This is a genomic window from Mycobacterium sp. SM1 (assembly GCF_018361265.1).
Taxonomy (GTDB): domain Bacteria; phylum Actinomycetota; class Actinomycetes; order Mycobacteriales; family Mycobacteriaceae; genus Mycobacterium.
Map to the genome: position 1 here is coordinate 2,026,622 of NZ_JAFLNH010000001.1, position 18,538 is coordinate 2,045,159.

Below are 18,538 nucleotides of genomic sequence, written 5' to 3' on the forward strand. Positions count from 1 at the left end.
TGGGGCCGATTCGGGGCCGTGATCTGATGGTTGAATTCGTTTGTGCTCCCTTCCGCGATAGTTGCCTGTAGCGCTGCCCGGGTGGGAGGTGTCCATGTGGAGCCCCCGAGCGCAGCGAGGCGGAACGACATGGACACCGACGAGCGGGTAGCGCAGAATCGGCGACGTCTGAGAGGGGAAACCCGAGGGGTGCCCTGGTGGAGGGGTGTTAGCCGCGGCCGGGCAGGGTGGGGCGGTGCCCGCCGAGGGCGAGCATGGCCAGGGCGATCAGCGCGGCGGGGTTGTGGAATCCGAATGCGATGCGGGTGAGCAGGCGGATCTTGGTGTTGGTGGATTCGATCAATCCTTGGGACAGGCCGTGGTCGAGGGCGGCGTCGATGGCCTCGCGGTGGCGTTTGATGCGGCGGGCCAGCTCGACGAAGACCGGGATGCGGCAGCGCCGCGCCCAGGAGATCCACTTGTCGAGGGCGTCTTTGCCGTCCTGGCCTTTGACCGAAAACACATGCCGCAGGCCCTCTTTGAGCAGGTACGCGCGGTAGAGCCGGGTGTCGGTCTTGGCGATCCAGGCCAGTTTGGCGGTTTGGCGTTCGGTGAGGTCTTCGGGGTTTTTCCACAGCGCGTAGCGGGCGGCTTTGAGCCGCCGTGCTCGTTCATGACCCGGCCGCGGCGCGGTGTTCCTGCTGGGCCGACCACAGCCCCATTTGGCCTCGCCGCGCGCGATCGCTCGCGCGTCGTTCCAGGCCCGGCGCCGCTCGGCATCCAGCGCCTCGGTGGCCCAGGCCACCACATGAAACGGATCTGCGCAGCGGATCGCGCCCGGGCAGCGCTCGGCGACCACATCGGCAATCCACTCCGCCGCATCGGCGGACACATGGGTGATCAGCGCGCACCGCTGGGCGCCCAGAGCGTCGAAAAACCGCCGCAGCGTCTTGGTGTCGCGGCCCGGGGCGGCCCACACCAGCCGGCCGCTGTCGTGGTCAACCACCACCGTGAGGTACTTGTGGTGACGCTTATAGGAGATCTCATCGATGCCGATCCGACGCAGACCCGCAAACCGGTCGATCCTCTTCTCCGTGTCGGCCCACACCCTCGCCACGATCGCCCCTACGGTGCGCCAGGCGACCCGCATCAACTCGCACACCGCGGTTTTCGAACACGCCACCGCCAGCCAGGCCACCGTGTCATCAAAGGCCAAAGTGTGCCCGGCATGGTGGCGCGCCCACGGCACCGCCACCACCGTAGGCCCATGGGCGGGGCAGTTCACCCGCGGCGCATCGGCCTCCAGCACCACCTGCATCGTGCCCCAATCCAGGCCCCGCCACCGGCGCCGACCCTCACCCCGGTCATACCAGGGCGCCCTGCGACCGCAGCGGCCACAACGGCGCGAAACACCACTTCGCGGCCGCACCCGCGCCACCACCAGCGTGTCGCCGTCGGCGTCTTCCTGCCCGAACTCCTCGAACTCGATGTCTTCGATCACGGTGCGCTGGTCGACACCCAGCAGCGCACGCCATAGCCTCACATTGCGCACGTCGTTGTTGGCTCCTTTGGTTCCTGACCTTCCACAAGCCAGAAACCTTAAGCCACAACGACGTGCGCCCCTTACATCAACAACCGGCCCACGGAAGCGTCAGAAGAGCCCAAAAAAGCTCGGCTTCGTGCCCGTCGAGCAGCTCGGAGCGTTCCTGAGCGGCAGGGCCGATCTCGATAAGCTCGCCGAGGTGCAAAACAAGATCGGCGAGTACGCGGTGGCGGCCAAGGCCGCGATCCGCACCGGAAAAGCCGACGCCGAACCCTACCGCGTGACCTATTTCCGTTTCAACGATGACGCCGGCCTGTGGCTGGTGGCGACTGGAACCGAATCCGAACTGGCTTTGCTTAGCGGGCTGCTGCACGGCCTGGCCGGCCTGGGTGGTGAACGAACCAGCGGCTTCGGCACGTTCACCATCACCGAAGCCGAAACCCCGGCACAGCTGGCAATCACCACCGAGGCCGCATTGCTGATGACACTGTCCACCGCGCTGCCCGCCGACCACGAACTGGAGCCCGCCCTCGCCGGAGCGACCTATCGCCTGGTCAGGCGCAGCGGGTTCATTTCATCGGCCACTTACGCCGAGACGCCGCGCCGCAAGCGCGATCTGTACAAGATGGCGGCGGGCTCGGTCTTCACCCGCCCGTTCGAGGGTGTGATCGCCGACGTCGGCCGGGGCGGAGCCCACCCGGTGTACAGCTACGCCCGCCCGTTGTTCCTCGCCCTGCCGGAGATCGCCTGATGAGCGCGTACCTCAAAACGTTCGAACTGACCCTGAAATGTCTGGGCCCGGTCTTTATCGGCTCCGGTGAGAAACGCACTTCGAAGGAGTACGTGCTCGGCAAGCAGATCGTCTATTTTCCCGACATGCACAGGCTTTACGCCGACATCGCCGCACAGGGCAAGGCGGCGTCGTTCGAGGAGTTCGTGATGAACACCGGTGGCGCCCAGGCCGCGTCGCGACTAGGAGATTGGCTGAGCCGCAACGGGATTCAACCAAGTCTCGCCAAGCATGGCGGGTACTGGGTGAGGATCGGAACGCTTGCGCCCGGGCGTGAGCGACGAGGCCCGGGCGGCCAGCGCATCCGGGAGCAGCATCCGCTCAACGAGATCCACGCGTTCATCAAGAACGCCTACGGGAAACCCTATGTGCCTGGGTCGAGCATCAAAGGACTGCTGCGCAGCCTCTACTTGCAAGCCGAGTTGCACCGCAGGCCCCAGCCGCTGCGGGTAAAGGGGTCGACCAAGGGGGAACAGGGCCAATCCGGCGAGCGTGCAGAACGATCGATGCTGCGGAAAGCCGGTCGGCTGCCCGACCGTCCGCAGGACGCGGTCAACGACCTGTTCCAGGCGATCCGTGTCGGCGACTCAGCCCCGCTAGGCACAAGCGACCTAGTGATCTGTCAAAAGATTGACATGAACGTCCACGGCGATGTTGGCGGCCTTCCGCTATTTCGTGAGTGCTTAACAGCCGGTGCGACCATCGCGGTGCGGCTAACCGTCGACACCAGACCACCCCAGCAGGGCGGCTGGCCCGATGGCGAACGGTTCCTGGATTCGCTCGAACGGCAAGCCGGCTACGTCAACAAAGAGCGTTACGCGGGCTACGCCGCGAAATTCTGGGACGATCAACCGCAGCAAGGCCCCATCGTCTATCTAGGCGGCGGCGCGGGCTACCGCAGCAAGACGTTCGTCACCGAACAGGACGACATGGCGACGGTGCTAGACCTGCAGTTTCCCAAGATCAAACACGCCGAAAAAACCCGAGAGCTGGGCGTCTCACCGCTTGTCCTCAAACTGACCAAGATCGGTGAAACGCACTATGAGATGGGTATGTGCGAGCTGTCAATCAAGCGGGCCGGCGGATGATCCTGTTCTCTCCGGTGGGTGCCGCTGACCCTATCACCGCGCTGGGCGACGGTCCGATGCTGCACATTGTCCGCCACTACCAGCCGGCAGTGGTGGTTCTGTTCCTCAGCCCACAACTAGCGGGCTACGAGCAAAAAGATCGGCGTTACACCGCGGCAATCCAACGGCTTGCTTCTGCCATTGAGGTTCGTAAAGTAGAGTCGGCGGAGGGCCAAGTCCACCGCTTCGACGTTTTCATACCCGAGTTTCGTGCGCAACTTACTAGGTTAGCGGAAGAATTTCCCGGCCAGGAGATTCTACTTAACACCAGTTCGGGAACTCCGGCGATGCAGAGCGCGCTCGTCGCGATCAATGCCTTCGGCATTCCCGCCACCAAGGCCATACAGGTCCACACGCCGAAAAACGCAATGAGCAGCCCCGGTGATCGCGAGGACCCAGCAGACTACGACCTCGACTTGCTATGGGAGGCCAACGACGACAATCGACCAGGGGCCACGAACCGTTGCATCGAAGTCTCGTCCGAGGCGCTGGGGGTCATGCTCGAACGGGAAAACCTCAAGCAGCTCATCGACTCATACGACTACGCGGCGGCCCTGGCACTCATCCCGCATGCGCGTTTGCCACGGCCTGCACAAGAGTTCATCAGGGCCCTCAGGTGCCGAGCGAGCCTCGACCACGACACGTCCGAAAGGCTGCTGGAAAACACAAAATTCAAATACCTCGCCAATGCAGCAGCCGAGTACGTGACCGCACTCGACCTTCTCAGGAGACGCAAGCAGTGGGCCGACTTTGCACGGGCGGCGACACCGGCGATCGACGCTGCTCTAAAGTCCACGCTGGCTGGCTATTTGCGCGAGGACCGCTACCTCAGCCCTGACGGACGACTCGATCGTGAAAAACTGGATCGCGAACCGGAAATTAGAACCATTCTTGACCACCGCCTGAAGGCGCAGCCGAAGCATCGCTATATGTACCTGTTCACAAAGGATTGGCTCAAGCTTCTGGAAGAGTTTTCTCCTGAGAGTTACCGGCGCCTTAAGCCACTGGGCGACTTTGCCACTCGCGTTAGGAACACGGCCGCACACGAGATTGTCGCCATTGACCACGCCAAGCTGAAGAGGGATGGGGGGCTCAGCGCGCAAGAGTTGCTCGACATATTGGCTCGCGAGACAGATGCCGACCTCACCTTATACGACCGGTTGAATGCCGAAGCCAAACGGCTGATCGACACCGCGGCAATAGACTAGGGCCAGCCACGACGATGCAGCTGTACGTCTCAGACACCGTGTCGCGGGTCAGCTTCGTTGACGGCCAAGTCGTCGTCTGGAGCGACGAGCACGGCGAGAAGCATTACCCAATCGAAACTCTCGACGGCGTCACCCTGTTCGGCCGACCCACTATGACAACGCCGTTCATCCTGGAAATGTTGAAGCGTGATATCGACATACAGCTGTTTGGTACCGACGGACACTATAAAGGCCGAATCGCCGCGCCCACCGTGACTCAAGCACCCCGGCTTCGCGCCCAGGTCTATTGTGCCGACGATCCGGCGTTTTGTCTGCACATGGGCAAAAGGATCGTTGCCACGAAGATTCGGCATCAGGAAGCGCTTTTGGCCGCATATGCTCCAGCTGACCAGCGACTACAGGAATATGTCCAGCCAATTCGCCATTCTTTGCGATGGGTCGGCCGGTGTGGTTCGCTTGCGGAACTGAACGGGTTCGAGGGCAATGCCGCGAAGGCGTATTTCGCCGGACTGCAGCTAGTGGTGCCCGAGGAGTTCGCGTTCAACGGGCGATCAACCCGCCCGCCGGCCGACGCGTTCAACTCGATGCTCAGTCTCGGTTATTCGCTGCTGTACAAGAATATAATCGGCGCAATCGAGCGGCATAGTCTCAACGCTTACATCGGTTTCCTGCATCAAGATTCGCGTGGTCACGCCACCCTGGCGAGCGACCTGATGGAAGTCTGGCGTGCGCCAGTCGTCGACGACACTGTTTTACGGTTGATTGCCGAAAGACTGGTCCATGCTGACGATTTCACGAAAAATCCCGAAACCGGCGCAGTGTACGCGGCCCGCACCGCAATACGTTCTATTGTCAGAGCGTTTGGGAATCGGATCGCTCGGACGGCGACGTACATCGGAGGTGATCCCCACCGGTACACTTTTCAATACGCCCTCGACCTTCAATTGCAGAGCCTGGTCCGGGCAATCGAGGCGCGATCGCCGTCGCTGTTCGCCGACATCGAAATTAGCGCGGGCAGCGCACGGTAAGTCGATGGCGCTGGCGAGCCGGGAAGAATATTTCAACCTCCCCCTGCATGTCGACGAGGCCGGAGGTGTGGTCGGAAAGACGTTCGTACTTGTCATCTACGATATTGTCGACGACAAGCGGCGAACCTGTCTGGCGAAAATTTTGTCCGGCTTCGGGTACCGTGTTCAGCGATCGGCATTCGAAGCGATGCTGACGAAAGCTCAGCTTGTGAGGCTTGTGAAGAAAATCGACCGGTTCAGCAAGGAGGGAGATAACATCCGAATCTACAAGATCAGAGGCGACGCCGCGGTGACGTTCTATGGGGAGGGTCAGCTCGTGAGCGCGCAGGATTACGACTTCATATGACCGACCTCAGGCTTGTCTCTCTTACCACATGTGAGGCGGTTTGGCAATAGAGTCGGCAAACCATTCACCCCGAGAGGGGACGGAAACTTGGCCGAGCTCCTGGATGCGCGGGACAATTTGCGGGTCGGCAAACCATTCACCCCGAGAGGGGACGGAAACCGGAACATTGGCCTTCAATTTTGCCTCCCGTCACGTCACGTCGGCAAACCATTCACCCCGAGAGGGGACGGAAACGAGCGTGGGGCGGTCGTGGTTTTGGAGCGTCGCGCGGCTTCGGGTCGGCAAACCATTCACCCCGAGAGGGGACGGAAACAATCTCGATGATGTGCTCGGTCATGTCACTTCCTTTCCTCAGGTCGGCAAACCATTCACCCCGAGAGGGGACGGAAACTCGAGGGACGTGATTTTTAGGTCGTCATATCCGTGTGGGCAAACCATTCACCCCGAGAGGGGACGGAAACCCCCTCACAAGCCCAAGCCGTCACCAACCTAGCCACAGAGTCGGCAAACCATTCACCCCGAGAGGTCGCAGCGTATCTGCGGTGGGAGCGCCCACCGGGCCTGGCGGCACCGCAGTGTTTCGTAGTACTGCGGGGCCCGACCGCCGGCGCACCGGTCAGCGAGGCAGGGCTGCGCAGCCTATTTCGCCGCCACCGGGAGCTCTCCGGCGCGACCCGGGTGCGTCCGCATCGGCTGCGCCACACCTACGGCACCGAATTGGCTTCCGGGGGAATTGATCTGCTCGCATTGCGGGCGTTGATGGGGCATGTCTCGCCGGAGACCACGGCCCGCTACGTGCACCTGTCGGTGGAACAACTCGCCGCCGAATATTGCGCCGCGCGCGCGAGTCTGGCTGGAGCACTGCGATGACCGCGCCGGCAGTCGACCGGGGTGTCGACACCGATGCACTGCTGGGCGGCTACTTCGATTACGTCGCGGGCCTGGGCCTCGGTGAGCGGGCGGTGCGCGACCGCATTCGCATCGCGCGCGACTTCCTCTCCCGCCACCGGAATCTTGCCGCGTGGATGACTCTGCCCGCCACCGTGCGGGCCGCCGAGCTGCAGTCGAGCAGAGCCTGGCCGCTGGTGTGCTACGCGATTGGCACCGACCGGATCCGGCTGGATGTCGAGCTGGCCGCGGTCAAGCAGCTGACCGGGCTCGGCCACGCCGTCGCGGCGCGTGATCCGGGTGGGTTCGCGGCGATACGAGATGCGGGAAACCGGTTGGGCTGGACCAGCTCCTGGGTCGAAACGGTGCTCGGTGAGTGCCTGGCGGTGCTGCTGGCCTGCCGCGGAGGGCTGGTTGCCGACCTCACCGTGCAGGGCATCGACGAGTTCGATGCCGCGCTATCGGTCAGCTCGATCCCACCCTCGTCGCGGCGCGCCTACCGGGCACGGCTGGCCAGCCTGCGCCAGCTGCTGTTCGAGACCGGTGTGGTCGACACCGCACCGCGGCGGCGAGTCTGGGCGCGCAGCCTCGAGCAGCGCTTCGCCGACGTGGCGATGGCCGAACCGATCCGGGACACGTTGTTGCGCTATGTCCGGGTGCGCGCAGCGGTGCTGCGCCCGAAGTCGGTGGAGTCGCTGATCAACGATCTGCTGCCGTTCGCCGAATACCTCACCACCCACCACCCCGATATCACCTGTTTGAGCCAGCTGGACCGGGCCTGCATCGAGGGCTACCTCACCTGGAACCGCACCCGGGGCTGGCGCGGGCAACGCGCCGCCGCCGGCGCGCGGCGCACCATCTCGGCCGCGGTCGCCCAATCGGCGGTGCTGAGCCTGCGCAACCTGCTCGACGACATCACCGCCTGGGGCTGGCAGCAGGCACCACCGCGGCGGCTGGTCTTCGCCGCCGATGTCCCCAAACTCGACCAGCCGCTGCCGCGTGCCCTGGCCCCCGACGTCGATGCGGCGGTGATGAACGCCATTGCCGACCTGGATGATCCGTTCACCCGCGTCGGGCTGACCGTGCTGCGCGGTGCCGGGCTGCGGGTCGGCGAACTGCTCGACCTGGAACTGGGCAGCATCATCGATTACGGACCCGCCGGCACCTGGTTGAAAGTGCCGCTGGGCAAGCTGGCCACCGAACGCATGGTGCCGCTGTCGGCGGCCACCGTCGCCGTCCTCGATGAGTGGGTCAGCTACCGTGGTGCGCACCGGCCGTTGCCGCACCCACGCACCGGTGTGCTCACCGACTTTCTGTTCACCCAGCGCGGGCGTCGCCTCGGCTATACCCGGCTTCGCAATGGGCTGCTCGCCGCCGCCAAAGCCGCCGGGCTACGCGCACCCCACGGCGGCGCACTCGTCGTCACTCCTCATCAGCTGCGCCACACTTGGGCCACAGAACTGGCGAATGCCGGCATGAGCCTACAAGCGTTGATGGCGTTGCTCGGGCATTATGCGGGTGATCTTGTCAAGTGGGTGCGGTCAGGAGGCGGCATCGTCGAGGCGGGCGAGCAGTCCGTCGAACACTTTCTGGCGGCCGAGTTGTCCTTTCTCGGCGGCGTCGTCGCGTTGTGCCTGCAGAGTCGGGCGGAATTCGATGGTGGTCTGGAAGAAAGTGCAGGATTCGCAGATGGATTCGAAGTGGCAGTCCAGGCCGACGGGTCGGGCGCAGTAGCCGTTGCCGAGCATGCGGCGGTGCATCTCGGCACGGAGCTTGCGCATTTCAGCGCCTTCGGCGTCGGCGGGAAGTGCGCGCGGCTGATCGTAGAGGGCTTCGACTTTTTCACTGACGGAGAAGTATTCGTCGGCGACAGTGCGATCGGCGATTCGGGCGTAAACGAGCGTCATACGCATAGATCGGTGACCCAACAGCGCGGGCAGCGCTTCCAGGGACATGCCGCGGTTGATCGCCTGGGTCGCCAAGGTATGCCTGAGACGATGCGGCGAAACACGGCCGATGCCAGCCGCTTTCGCGGCTTCAGCGACTGCCCGATCGACGCGGCCCTCGCCGATGCGTTGGCCGTATTCGATAAACAGGTAGGGGCTGCGCAAGCTGGTGGGTCGGTTGGCGATCCAGGCGTCGAGGAGGTCCTTGAGTTGGGGGTGCAAGGGGATGTAGCGGTCGGTGCGCAGTTTCCCCAGCGGCACGTGCAACCAGTATGCCGCCCCGATCTGCACCACGGAATCAACTGTGAGATCGAGGAATTCGCCCTTGCGCAGCCCAGTGCGGGCCAGAAACTCCACACACAGTCGAACGAACGGATCATCAGCGGTGCGCGCGGCCTGCAGCAGCTTGGTGAACGCGGCGTCGTCGAGGAAGCGGGGCAGCGGGTCGTCGCGCAGCGGCAGGTCGCCGGTGAACATGAGCACGCGGGCGGGAATGTCGTCGCCGCACCATTCGGTGAGCCGGTCGAAGCAGGTGCGCAGGGTACCGAGGTGTTCGGCGAGACTGATCTTGGACAACCGCCCACCGCGGGCCGAGGGCCGGGTGCTCAGGTGCAGCTTGTAGGCCTCGATGTGTGTCCGACGCAGGTCGGCGACGCAGACCACCTCGGGGGCGTTCGCGGCGAGCCAACCGGCGAACTCCCGCAGCACGCCTTCGACGCGCACCATCGTCGACGCCCGCAGCGACAGCCGTGTCTGGGCGATGTAACCGGTCAGGGTGGCCGCCAGCCGCGGCGGGACCGCCGCCCACTGGGCGGCCCGTTCAGCCGAGCGGTTTGGGCTGGTCTTGCGGGGCGCGGTGTCCAGGACGCCGAGGTGGAACAGGGTGGTCTGCGCACCGAACAGCGCCGCGCTCAGTGCCTTGGCGCCGTGGCTGCCGGGTCGGTGGCGAGTTATCGCGCTGATCAACGCTTTTCGCTGCGTATCGATCACCGGCTGGGTCAGCTTCTCGGGAGTCAGCCCGGCCAGCGCGGCCACCTTGGCCAGGGCGGACCACTGCAGGCGGGTCACGACGGGACCGAACCCGAGCTCAGTGGAGGTCGCCACGAACCGTTGGTGGAACCTGCGGTGATGGTGAGCGGCGACTTCGCCGAGGTAGGGCCGGCACGCCACGAGATAGTCCGGGCTGGGCCGCAGCCGTCCCGTCACGATCAGCCAACCGACCACCCGTCGATCCTTCAGCGGCAAAGCGCACTGGGTTGCCAGCGGCAACGCAGACCAGCCCGCCACACCCACGCGGGTGAAGAACGTGCGGGCCACCGAGGTCACCGGGTGTCCCGCGAACATCCTGGCCGCAACGAGGTCGGCCCTATACGCCTCGACGAGCTCCTCGATGTCGGGGCGAGGTGCCGGTGACCGGTTCATTTCTCGGCCGCCTCACCGGACGCGACGACCTGCGCCTCGATCGCCTCGGCGGCCCGCAGGTACTCCCGTTCCAGCCAGTCGTTGGCCAGATGCAGATAGATGCGGGTCGAGTCGATCGATGCGTGGCCGGCCTGAGCCTGGATCGCCTCCAGCGCCATCCCCGCCTCCCGCAGCCGGGTGAAACAGGTGTGCCGCAGCTGATGGCACGTCGCCTGGGTCAGCCCGGCGCGACCGCGCGCACCCTCGAGGATCTCGTCCAGACCGGCAGCCGACAACGGCTCGCCACGCCGGGATCCCTTCAACACCACGAACACTCGATCGGTCGACGTCTGCGGGCGCTCCTGATCCAGATAGTCCCCCAGCGATGCGAAGAACCGCGCCGATACCGGCACCATCCGCTGCCGACCGCCCTTGCCTTCGGCCACGAACACCCGCCGCTCGCCGGCGTTGACATCGTCGAGGCGCAGTCCCAGCACCTCACAGCGTCGCAGACCACCCAGCAGCATCGCCTCGACCATGGCCCGGTCGCGGTGGGTGCGCAGCGCCGCCCGCAACGCGTCGACCTCGCTTGGCACCAGCACCCGGGGCAGCGTGCGCGGGGTGCGGATCAACGGCACGCCGCCCTTGCCGCGCCGAGCACCGGGGCGACGCGCCGCCAGGCTTGTCGGGACGGGGTTGCAGGTGACGCCGGTATCACCGCGGGCCGCGAGGTAGGCATACAGGCCACGCACACTGGACAACCGGCGGGCGATCGTGCGCGACGCCAACCCTGGCTCGCCGTCCTCCAACCGCACCACCTGCTCGCCCAAGCGGGCAGTGCGTTGAGAAGCCAAGAACGCGAAGACATCTGCGGCGTTCACCTGAGCCGGTTGCTTGGCAACTACACCGAAGAAGATCTTCAAATCCGACGCCACCGCCAGCCATGTGTTGGTCCGGGCTCGCGCCGCAACGAAGGCCAGGTAGTCATCCAGCAGCGAATGCCCCAGGGTGATCGCGACCAGTTCCGCCCCACGATGGTGACGAACCAGGCACGGCATGAACACGACAACCTCCCGCCGCCAGCATCCGCGTCAGCCCCGCTGGATCACGGCAGACACGCCGAATATCACCCGTATATCAAACATGTCACGCCGCAGATGACGATCCGCTACGCCACACTCGCCTCGCCCACTCTGCGCGCCGCTTACGACGAGGCCATGGGCAAGATGCGCCGCCAGTTCACCCTCACCCCGGTCGGCAAACCCATCCTGCCCGACAAGGTCAGCTGGCTGAACAGCGAGATGCTGAAAACCCGTGTGGCGCACGGCTACTGCGCCCGCCACCCGGCCGCCGGCGCCTGCCCGTATGCCAACATCTGCGAAACCTGCGACAACTACATCACCGCACCCGAATTTCGCGGCGCCCTCACCGATCAACTCGCCGACATCCAGGTCCTCAAGACCGACGCCGAGACCCGCGGCTGGACCGACGAAGCCGCCCGCCACGCCCACGTCGCGCACGCCCTCACGGACCACCTGCAGCGCCTCGACCGCTGAAACCCCGAACCAGCCACCGGGTTGACCCACCCCCGAGGGCCGGATAATCGAACGGTTGAACAAAGAGATCAAGCGGCGAGCCGACGTGGTGGGCATCTTCCCCGATCGCAGTGCGATCATCCGCCTCGTCGGCGCGGTGTTAGCTGAACAGCACGACGAATGGATCGAAGGCCGCCGCTACCTTGGCCTCGACGTGCTCACCCGATCCCGCGCAGTGCTGGCCACCACCGACCAACCGGTCGATGACCAGTCCGGCACCACCACCCCGGCATTGACGGCCTAAACTCCCACCCGAAGGGTCACGCATCGAGCGAACTCATACACCACCACTCCGGACTTGGCCCACTGGCTGGCCCAGCCGCTGCGCGCTAGCCGCTCATCAAGCAAGTCGTCGAGCAGCGCACTGCTCGGCCTGCAGCCGCTTAGTTCGCGTGCTGTGCGACGCACAGCCGCCAGCAGCCGAAGTTCTGAGTCGATGACCTCGAAGTCGCGCATGCGCAGACCTTATGGCCGCAGGCTGCCGGCGGCACTTCACCCGAGCTGGCGGCGCCCCGCTATCGTGTGCCCCGTCGACGTAATGCTCGGCGTGACGAAGTTCGATAGGGAGGGTTGTTAGATGCCCGCTGCAGTCAACGAAAAGAACAAGACCGCCGCCGCGCTCTACACGCAGCTGGGAAAGGAACTCGAGGAGCTGGTTTCCAAAAACGAGGACCAAGGCTACCGGCTGCAGGAGCTTGAACGTATTGCTCGGATTTACACGCTCGTCGCGGAGACGCCGCGCCTGGCGATCTCAGACTAGGGGCTGCGTCTCGGTCAGGAACTCGGAGAACATTGAGGTCTCAGACCTGTGGAAGTAGTGGCCGTGCGTCTTCATCACAGTCTCGATGCTGTCGGCGCCGATCAGCACGACTTCGTAACCGTCGAGGCAGCCGCGGTACTTGCGCTCCATCGCGTCATAAGCCTGGATCGCGACGTCGCGATCCGAGAACTCTTCCTGGTGCACGAGTAGACCTTGGTCGAAGCTGTAGACCAACAGGAAGTAAACAGCATCGTCTCTGCTCATCCCTGCGTTCTCCTCGGTTTCGGCGTTTTGCTGTGACTTCGCCACTGATCACCACTACTCATTGTAGTAACGGGCCTCTATGACGGCGCGCCGGGCAGCGTTGAACCGCCGCGTCAACTCAAACGATATCGGGATACCGTACTCGCGTCTGTAAATTACCTCTCCTGCCGCGCTGAAGTACTCGAGCATCTCTGCTGGACCTTCGCTGTCCTTGAGGTTGACGCCACGGTCACCGTGGCGAGCGTCTGCTGCCTCGGCGGCGTCGGCCCACTGCTGTTGACCCCGCGTCCTCAGCTGAACCTCGATGGCGCGGCCATCTCGCCTGACTACGAAATGGACAGCGCGATACCCAATAGGCTTGGGTGCGGCAATGTAATCGCGTGCCGGCCGACAAAAATCAGGCTTCCATCTCTTTTCGACTCGCCGACGAACTCGGTCTAGTTCTCCGCCGTCACGCAAAATCGCCCGCACTCCGCCGATGTCTTCTAGACGCGCGAGCGCCGTTCTGCCTGTAGGGCTGCCTACTGTCCGCTGTAGCTTTCGGATGATACGGGGCACACGCTTTAGTCGCTGGCTGATGACTTCGTCGGCCCCTTCTGTCCGCACCATGCTTCGAAGCCCCAAGCGGACCTTTACCATCGGATAGGCATGCGCGGCGCGGAAGGCAGATATGACCTCGATGGCATGGTCGATCTCGTCGAGCGTCGCGACGAGGCCCTCAAAGCGGACCTTTCTGATTAACTCGCCGCAGCGATTGATCTCGGATTTACTGGGTTCCGACATGGCGCCCCGTCCGAAGCGGCTCCGTGCGTAGCAGCCTGACCATCTGCCACGGCAGCGAGTGTGTCTGCCGCTGCGGCAGCGGCCGCACTGGCGCCGCCATGAGCGCCGCGTGCTCGTAGTCGGCTCGGGCGGCGAGCGCCTGGCGCCGCTGCCGCTCGCCGTTCAGCATCCAGACGGCGCCGCCGACGCTGGCCAGCGCGATCACAGCCAGCGCCGCGACAGGATGAACGCTCAGCATCATGCACAGCAGCGCGAGAGCGAACAGTCCCGCCGTTACTGCCGCGGCGGGATGCCTGTCCGGCCAGGCGGCGCGCGTGCAGCGGGTTTCGTAGCCGCAGCGCGGACAGTGGTACTTCGTCATGGCTTTACGCCTCTCACAGTTCGTCACCAGGACGGATGCAGTTTGGGCACCGCAGCTCGAAGGCCATATCAGTAAACCAGGGGAGGCCCACCACCCCGCCCCCACCTGGCCACCCTCGCCGCGCGGTTCTGTGGATTTCGGCCTGCCCGCAACCCCGGATTTTTGCCGCTGGCGCTGAAAATCGTTTGCTGTCGTGCCTGTTATGGGTTTGTGTTGAAGGAGGCCGATATGGCTGAGAGCGGTTACAGCGCAACCGGATTGGTGGTGGCGTGATGCCGCCGACTCCGAATCCGGCGTCGTTGCGGCGTGGGCACCGCTCGCACGCGCCGAGACGCGTTTTGCAGGCAGTGCAGAATCCGACCGTGCCGCCGTTGCCTGCGTATTGCGATTGGCATCCCGCGGTTGTCGATTTCTGGGAGTCGGCGTGGCGGTCGCCGATGCCGCAGGAGTGGGATGAGTCGGATCGGCATAACGTGCTGATGGCGGCGCGGGCTATGCAGATGGCGTGGGATTCTGAGACGCGGCCGACGGCTAGGTCGGCGGCGATGGCCGAGTGGCGGCTGCTGCTGCGTGAGTGTGGGTTGACGCCGATGTCGCGGCGCACGTTGCAGATTGAGATCGAGCGTTCCGATGAGGCGACTGATCGGGGTAATGCTCGCCGAGCGGAGAAGCGGACGGCGACGAAGGCTGAACAGCAGGCCAAAGATCCGCGGCGTGGGGGAAATCCCCCGAAAGTGTGGAGGCATGCCCTATGAGGTAAGGACATGTCAGAGACGCGCAGGAAGTTCGACCGGGAGTTTCGGGGAGGGAGCGGTACGGATAGTCCGGGATACCGGTAAGCCGATCGCGCAGGTGGCCCGAGACCTCGGGATCCATCCGGGCACCCTGGGTAATTGGGTTGCCAAAGATCGTGCTGAAAGGGAAGGCGCCCAGGGGCTTTCCACCGCTGATATCGCCGAGTTGAAGCGGCTGCGCGCCGAGGTCGCCGAGCTGCGCATGGAGCGTGATGTGCTCAAGCGATCCGTGGTCGGCTGGGTCAAGGAGGCGAGCAGGTGAGTGTGGCCCGCTTTATCGCCGACCAGAGGACCGTGCATCGGGTGCCACACACGGTGTGCTGCGCGCTTTTGGGGGTCAGCGTTTCCTGGTTCTATAAGTGGCTGGACCGCGAGCCCACTGAGCGGCAGCGACGCCGCGCGCGGCTGGATGCGCGAGTGGCGGAGCTGTTGGAGCGCTCCCAGCGCACGTACGGCTCGCCGCGGATCCACGCCGACCTGCTCGCTGAAGGCTGGAAGGTCAGCGTGAACACGGTGGCCGACTCGATGCGCCGGCACGGGCTGGCCGGGCGCAAGCCTAAGCGCCCCAGGGGGTTGACCCGCCAGGACAAGAAGGCACCTAAGTTCCCCGACCTGCTCAAACGGGACGCCACCGCCGCAGCGCCCAACCGGGCGTGGTGCGGTGATATCACCGAAATCCCCACCGATGAGGCCAAACTGTCTTTGGCTTCGGTCCTGGAGCTGTGCGGGCGACGTTTGCTGGCTTGCCCGATGTCGGAGCACCCCGATGCCGAGCTGGCCAGCGACGCGATCAAGATGGCCGTCGCAGTACGTGGCGGGCGCGCAGCGATCGCTGGCGTGATCTTTCACACTGATCGCGGATCTACCTACACCGCCAATGATTTCACTAAGCTGTGCCGCAAGCTCGGGGTGCGCCAATCGATGGGACGTGTCGGGTCGTGCTTCGACAACGCCGCCAGCGAGGCGTTCTTTTCCACCCTCGAACACGAGGTGCTGTCCCGCCACCACTTCGCCACCAAGGCACAGGCACGCGAGGCCATCACCACCTGGTGCTACGAGTTCTACAACACCCGACGTCGGCACAGCTCAGCCGGGTTGCTGCCACCCGTCGAATACGAAAAAATCACGGCCATCCAACCGCAGGCCGCATAACGGAAACCTCCACGTTTTCAGGGGAAACCCATGGTTTGCGCGTTGCCGGCTAGTGATCCTGTATCGCGCCTACGAGCACTTTCCTCGCGGGCATCCGCGGGCTGGCCGGCGCCGGTTCGATCGGGGCGGCTGGTCGTGCCGCAAAGGCAGCGCGAAAACCGAGTTTGGTGCTTGGGTGGCGTATGCGGAGCTGCACCCGGAGTCGCCGGTGCGGTTCGCTGGCTACAACCGTGACGGGTCACTGAAGCAGGGCCGTCCGGTCGCGGATCCCTACATTCCGATGCTCGCCAACACCCAGGAGCAGGTCGCCGAGCTCGCATATGGGGCGCTGATGGTGGTGTGCGAGCTGGGCATGGACCCCGAGCTGTTCGACGTCGGCTTGGACCGCATCGTGCGGATCGGGATCAGCGGTGAGGCTGACGGTAAGGCGGTGCCGATCTCGGGTGCCCCGAATGCGCGTGACGGTGCGCGCACCACGTTTCAGATGTTCGATGAGACGCACCGGCTCTATTTGCCGAATCACAAAGCGGCGGTGGAGACGATGAACGCGAACCTGCCGAAGCGGCCCGAGGAAGACCCGTGGACGTTGTCGACAACCACCGCCGGTGAGCCGGGGCAGGGTTCTGTCGCCCAGGATGAGTTTTTCGAGGCGCAGGCGATCGCGCGTGGGGAGATTGAGCGGCCAACGCTGTTCTTCTTTCACCGGCAGGCATCCGACGGCTACAACATGGACGTCTGGGAGGATCGCGTCGCCGCGATCACGGAGGCTAGTGGTCCGGACGTCGCGCAATGGTCGGATATTGACCGGATCGCCGCACAGTGGGACCGCCCTAAAGTCGACAGGGCTTACCTCGAGCGGGTGTGGTGTAACCGGTGGGGCCAGTCGGCGATGCAGGCGTTCAACCTCAAACGTTGGAAAGCGCTTGAGCTTGAAGGTGAGCATATTCCGCGCCGAGCCTACGTCACGCTGGGTTTCGACGGCGCCCGGATGCGGGACGCGACGGCGATCGTGGCCACCGACGTGTTTTCCGGGCTGCAGTCATTGGAAGGGTTGTGGGAGAAGCCGATCAGCGCCCCCGACGATTGGGAAGTCCCCGAGGACGAGGTCAACGAGAAAGTCTTTGAGCTGTTCCGCCGGTATCGGGTGGTGAAGATGTATTGCGACCCGCCGCACTGGAACTACACGGTGGGGGCGTGGGCGGCGCGGTGGCCGGGCGTCGTCGAGGAGTTCTGGACCAACCAGAAGCGGCGCATGATCAAAGCGATCCAAGCGTTTGAGGACGCGATCGCATCCGGCAGCATCGCACACAACAGCCCCGAGGACGGCGACTTCACTCGACATGTCGGCAACGCCGGCCGCCATCACACGAATCTGGTGGATGAGGAAACAGGTGAGCAGTTGTGGATTCTCGGCAAGCTGCACCCAGACCGCAGATTCGACGCCTGCATGGCAGCGATTCTGTCGTGGCAAGCGCGCATGGATGTGCTGCCGACGGTGAAACGCAAGCGGCGCGTGATCGCGCGGGTCAGGTAGGAGATCGGTGACTAGTCCCTCAGTAAGCGTGTCGGCTGGGGTGGATAGGGCAAAGGCCTTACCCTGACTGGGTTTGCGACATCAACGCAGCCCAGCAAGAAAGGCCTTTGTGGAAGACGATACCGCATGAGCAGAGTCGGCGAAACATTGCGCGGCGGCGGCGTCGGGTGGTGGCGCGGCACGCGCGGGCGGGGCGTTGGGGCGCGCGGCCCAAGCCGATGCTGAACTCGGGTCCGGTGCGCTACGAGGTTGGCGCCAACATCGACGCCACCGCCTTCGGGGGGATCGCCGCGGTGCACCGGCTGGTGACCAAGCTGGGGCTGGTCGAGCGGATCGACGAGGATCTGCAGTTGTTGAAGGTGCACCTGCCCTATCACGAATCCGACCATGTGTTGAACTTGGCCTACAACGTGGCCTGTGGCGGCACCCGCCTTGAAGACATCGAGCGGCTGCGCCACGACAGCGCCTACATGAACGCTTTGGGCGCGCAGCTGATCCCGGATCCGACCACGGCCGGCGATTTCTGCCGCCGGTTCAGCGAGGCCGACGTGGCCACGTTGATGGAGGCCATCAACGCGGTGCGCCCGCAGCTGTGGGCGGGCCGGGGCGCTGAGCTGCTGGGCCCGATCGCCTACCTTGACGTGGACGGCACCATCGCACCCACCTACGGCCAACACAAGGCCGGGATGGACATGTCCTACAAGAGCATCTGGGGCTACGCGCCGCTGATCGTGTCGCTGGCCAACACCAAGGAAGTGCTCTACCTGGTCAACCGGCCCGGCAACGCGCCCAGCCACGCCGGCGCGGCGGAGTGGATCGACAAGGCCATCGAGCTGGTCACCCCGCACGCCGCACGGGTGTGTTTGCGCGGGGACACCGACTTCTCGTTGACCGCGCACTTCGACCGATGGGCCAAGCAGGTCGACTTCGTGTTCGGCATGGACGCCACTTGCTGCGGGCGTCGCAGCCATCGTGCGCCGAAACCGCATGCGCGCACCGACAACCACGCGCTATCCGCGCTCAACCATCGCGCTGAGCC

18 protein-coding genes, 4 pseudogenes and 1 CRISPR repeat array are annotated in these 18,538 nt (G+C 64.6%); of the genes and pseudogenes, 15 read left to right on the forward strand and 7 right to left on the reverse strand.

Going from position 1 to position 18,538, the window contains the following annotated elements; genetic code table 11:
- Nucleotides 1-208 precede the first annotated feature (208 nt).
- Nucleotides 209-1,531, reverse strand: a complete 1,323-nt coding sequence (locus tag MSM1_RS09290; protein ID WP_213440672.1) for an ISL3 family transposase — start codon at nt 1,529-1,531, stop codon at nt 209-211.
- Here MSM1_RS09290 and csm4 point away from each other — a divergent pair.
- From csm4 to MSM1_RS22685, 7 genes and pseudogenes are all read left to right on the forward strand, one after another.
- Nucleotides 1,467-2,273 (forward strand): type III-A CRISPR-associated RAMP protein Csm4, encoded by an 807-nt coding sequence (gene csm4, locus MSM1_RS09295; RefSeq protein ID WP_213441165.1) that lies wholly within the window; start codon nt 1,467-1,469, stop codon nt 2,271-2,273. The two genes, MSM1_RS09290 and csm4, sit on opposite strands and share 65 nt — an antisense overlap.
- Nucleotides 2,273-3,400, forward strand: coding sequence for a type III-A CRISPR-associated RAMP protein Csm5 (gene csm5, locus MSM1_RS09300; RefSeq protein WP_213441166.1), 1,128 nt, complete (start codon nt 2,273-2,275; stop codon nt 3,398-3,400). Before csm4 ends, csm5 begins: the two co-directional genes overlap by 1 nt.
- Nucleotides 3,397-4,647: a type III-A CRISPR-associated CARF protein Csm6 gene (gene csm6, locus MSM1_RS09305; RefSeq protein ID WP_213441167.1), complete on the forward strand. Its 1,251-nt coding sequence runs from the start codon at nt 3,397-3,399 to the stop codon at nt 4,645-4,647. The genes csm5 and csm6 overlap by 4 nt, the downstream gene beginning before the upstream one ends.
- A 14-nt stretch (nt 4,648-4,661) precedes the next feature.
- Nucleotides 4,662-5,675: a CRISPR-associated endonuclease Cas1 gene (gene cas1, locus MSM1_RS09310; protein WP_213441168.1), complete on the forward strand. Its 1,014-nt coding sequence runs from the start codon at nt 4,662-4,664 to the stop codon at nt 5,673-5,675.
- Between the two features lie 4 nt (nt 5,676-5,679).
- A complete protein-coding gene (gene cas2, locus MSM1_RS09315) occupies nt 5,680-6,021 on the forward strand; it encodes a CRISPR-associated endonuclease Cas2 (RefSeq protein WP_213441169.1) in 342 nt (113 codons plus the stop codon).
- Nucleotides 6,022-6,072: 51 nt separating this feature from the next.
- Nucleotides 6,073-6,557: a CRISPR direct-repeat array (repeat unit 36 nt; unit sequence GTCGGCAAACCATTCACCCCGAGAGGGGACGGAAAC).
- Nucleotides 6,558-6,609: 52 nt separating this feature from the next.
- A complete protein-coding gene (locus MSM1_RS09320) occupies nt 6,610-6,891 on the forward strand; it encodes a site-specific integrase (protein WP_282100879.1) in 282 nt (93 codons plus the stop codon).
- Between the two features lie 1,049 nt (nt 6,892-7,940).
- Nucleotides 7,941-8,411 (forward strand): annotated as a pseudogene (locus tag MSM1_RS22685) (tyrosine-type recombinase/integrase); the annotation flags it as partial.
- Between the two features lie 39 nt (nt 8,412-8,450).
- Here MSM1_RS22685 and MSM1_RS22690 read toward each other — a convergent pair.
- Complete coding sequence (locus tag MSM1_RS22690) at nt 8,451-10,277, reverse strand: tyrosine-type recombinase/integrase (protein ID WP_213441654.1); 1,827 nt, start codon at nt 10,275-10,277, stop codon at nt 8,451-8,453.
- Nucleotides 10,274-11,314 carry a tyrosine-type recombinase/integrase gene (locus MSM1_RS09335; protein ID WP_213441018.1) on the reverse strand — a complete coding sequence of 347 codons (1,041 nt, stop codon included), beginning with the start codon at nt 11,312-11,314 and terminating at the stop codon, nt 10,274-10,276. Before MSM1_RS09335 ends, MSM1_RS22690 begins: the two co-directional genes overlap by 4 nt.
- A gap of 84 nt (nt 11,315-11,398) precedes the next feature.
- Between MSM1_RS09335 and MSM1_RS21745 the strand changes: the two are divergent.
- Nucleotides 11,399-11,812: pseudogene (locus MSM1_RS21745) on the forward strand (integrase); the annotation flags it as partial.
- Between the two features lie 49 nt (nt 11,813-11,861).
- Nucleotides 11,862-12,095, forward strand: a pseudogene (locus MSM1_RS09345) (transposase); the annotation flags it as partial.
- Here the strand turns inward: MSM1_RS09345 and MSM1_RS09350 are convergent.
- Nucleotides 12,092-12,307, reverse strand: a complete 216-nt coding sequence (locus tag MSM1_RS09350) for a hypothetical protein (RefSeq protein ID WP_213441170.1) — start codon at nt 12,305-12,307, stop codon at nt 12,092-12,094. The pseudogene MSM1_RS09345 and the gene MSM1_RS09350 sit on opposite strands and share 4 nt — an antisense overlap.
- 121 nt (nt 12,308-12,428) lie before the next feature.
- On the opposite strand from MSM1_RS09350, the gene MSM1_RS09355 reads away from it, so the two are divergent.
- Nucleotides 12,429-12,611 carry a hypothetical protein gene (locus MSM1_RS09355; RefSeq protein ID WP_213441171.1) on the forward strand — a complete coding sequence of 61 codons (183 nt, stop codon included), beginning with the start codon at nt 12,429-12,431 and terminating at the stop codon, nt 12,609-12,611.
- On the opposite strand, the gene MSM1_RS09360 is transcribed toward MSM1_RS09355, so the two are convergent.
- The 3 genes from MSM1_RS09360 to MSM1_RS09370 are packed head-to-tail and all read right to left on the reverse strand — an operon-like array spanning nt 12,603 to nt 14,019.
- On the reverse strand, nt 12,603-12,920 hold the full coding sequence (locus tag MSM1_RS09360) for a hypothetical protein (protein WP_213441172.1): 318 nt from the start codon (nt 12,918-12,920) through the stop codon (nt 12,603-12,605). The two genes, MSM1_RS09355 and MSM1_RS09360, sit on opposite strands and share 9 nt — an antisense overlap.
- A 9-nt stretch (nt 12,921-12,929) precedes the next feature.
- On the reverse strand, nt 12,930-13,658 hold the full coding sequence (locus MSM1_RS09365; RefSeq protein ID WP_213441173.1) for a RelA/SpoT domain-containing protein: 729 nt from the start codon (nt 13,656-13,658) through the stop codon (nt 12,930-12,932).
- Nucleotides 13,642-14,019, reverse strand: coding sequence for a hypothetical protein (locus tag MSM1_RS09370; protein WP_213441174.1), 378 nt, complete (start codon nt 14,017-14,019; stop codon nt 13,642-13,644). The genes MSM1_RS09365 and MSM1_RS09370 overlap by 17 nt, the downstream gene beginning before the upstream one ends.
- Before the next feature lie 362 nt (nt 14,020-14,381).
- On the opposite strand from MSM1_RS09370, the gene MSM1_RS09375 reads away from it, so the two are divergent.
- The 5 genes and pseudogenes from MSM1_RS09375 to MSM1_RS09395 all read left to right on the forward strand — a co-directional run.
- On the forward strand, nt 14,382-14,774 hold the full coding sequence (locus MSM1_RS09375) for a hypothetical protein (protein WP_213441175.1): 393 nt from the start codon (nt 14,382-14,384) through the stop codon (nt 14,772-14,774).
- Nucleotides 14,764-15,075 (forward strand): transposase, encoded by a 312-nt coding sequence (locus MSM1_RS09380; RefSeq protein WP_213441176.1) that lies wholly within the window; start codon nt 14,764-14,766, stop codon nt 15,073-15,075. Before MSM1_RS09375 ends, MSM1_RS09380 begins: the two co-directional genes overlap by 11 nt.
- Nucleotides 15,072-15,965 (forward strand): IS3 family transposase, encoded by an 894-nt coding sequence (locus MSM1_RS09385; RefSeq protein ID WP_213441177.1) that lies wholly within the window; start codon nt 15,072-15,074, stop codon nt 15,963-15,965. The genes MSM1_RS09380 and MSM1_RS09385 overlap by 4 nt, the downstream gene beginning before the upstream one ends.
- Nucleotides 15,966-16,140: 175 nt before the next feature.
- The gene (locus MSM1_RS09390) at nt 16,141-17,499 is read left to right on the forward strand and encodes a terminase (protein WP_213441178.1); all 1,359 of its coding nucleotides are present in this window, start codon (nt 16,141-16,143) and stop codon (nt 17,497-17,499) included.
- A gap of 119 nt (nt 17,500-17,618) precedes the next feature.
- A pseudogene (locus MSM1_RS09395) lies at nt 17,619-18,446 on the forward strand (transposase); the annotation flags it as partial.
- Nucleotides 18,447-18,538: the final 92 nt, after the last annotated feature.

Excerpts from the sequence above, each read along its gene's own strand:
- csm4 (WP_213441165.1), top strand. The coding sequence starts at position 1,467 with ATGTCTTCGATCACGGTGCGCTGGTCGACACCCAGCAGCGCACGCCAT.
- csm5 (WP_213441166.1), top strand. The coding sequence starts at position 2,273 with ATGAGCGCGTACCTCAAAACGTTCGAACTGACCCTGAAATGTCTGGGC.
- csm6 (WP_213441167.1), top strand. The coding sequence starts at position 3,397 with ATGATCCTGTTCTCTCCGGTGGGTGCCGCTGACCCTATCACCGCGCTG.
- cas1 (WP_213441168.1), top strand. The coding sequence starts at position 4,662 with ATGCAGCTGTACGTCTCAGACACCGTGTCGCGGGTCAGCTTCGTTGAC.
- cas2 (WP_213441169.1), top strand. The coding sequence starts at position 5,680 with ATGGCGCTGGCGAGCCGGGAAGAATATTTCAACCTCCCCCTGCATGTC.
- MSM1_RS22690 (WP_213441654.1), bottom strand. The coding sequence starts at position 10,277 with ATGAACCGGTCACCGGCACCTCGCCCCGACATCGAGGAGCTCGTCGAG.
- MSM1_RS09335 (WP_213441018.1), bottom strand. The coding sequence starts at position 11,314 with ATGCCGTGCCTGGTTCGTCACCATCGTGGGGCGGAACTGGTCGCGATC.
- MSM1_RS09350 (WP_213441170.1), bottom strand. The coding sequence starts at position 12,307 with ATGCGCGACTTCGAGGTCATCGACTCAGAACTTCGGCTGCTGGCGGCT.
- MSM1_RS09355 (WP_213441171.1), top strand. The coding sequence starts at position 12,429 with ATGCCCGCTGCAGTCAACGAAAAGAACAAGACCGCCGCCGCGCTCTAC.
- MSM1_RS09365 (WP_213441173.1), bottom strand. The coding sequence starts at position 13,658 with ATGTCGGAACCCAGTAAATCCGAGATCAATCGCTGCGGCGAGTTAATC.
- MSM1_RS09370 (WP_213441174.1), bottom strand. The coding sequence starts at position 14,019 with ATGACGAAGTACCACTGTCCGCGCTGCGGCTACGAAACCCGCTGCACG.
- MSM1_RS09380 (WP_213441176.1), top strand. The coding sequence starts at position 14,764 with ATGCCCTATGAGGTAAGGACATGTCAGAGACGCGCAGGAAGTTCGACC.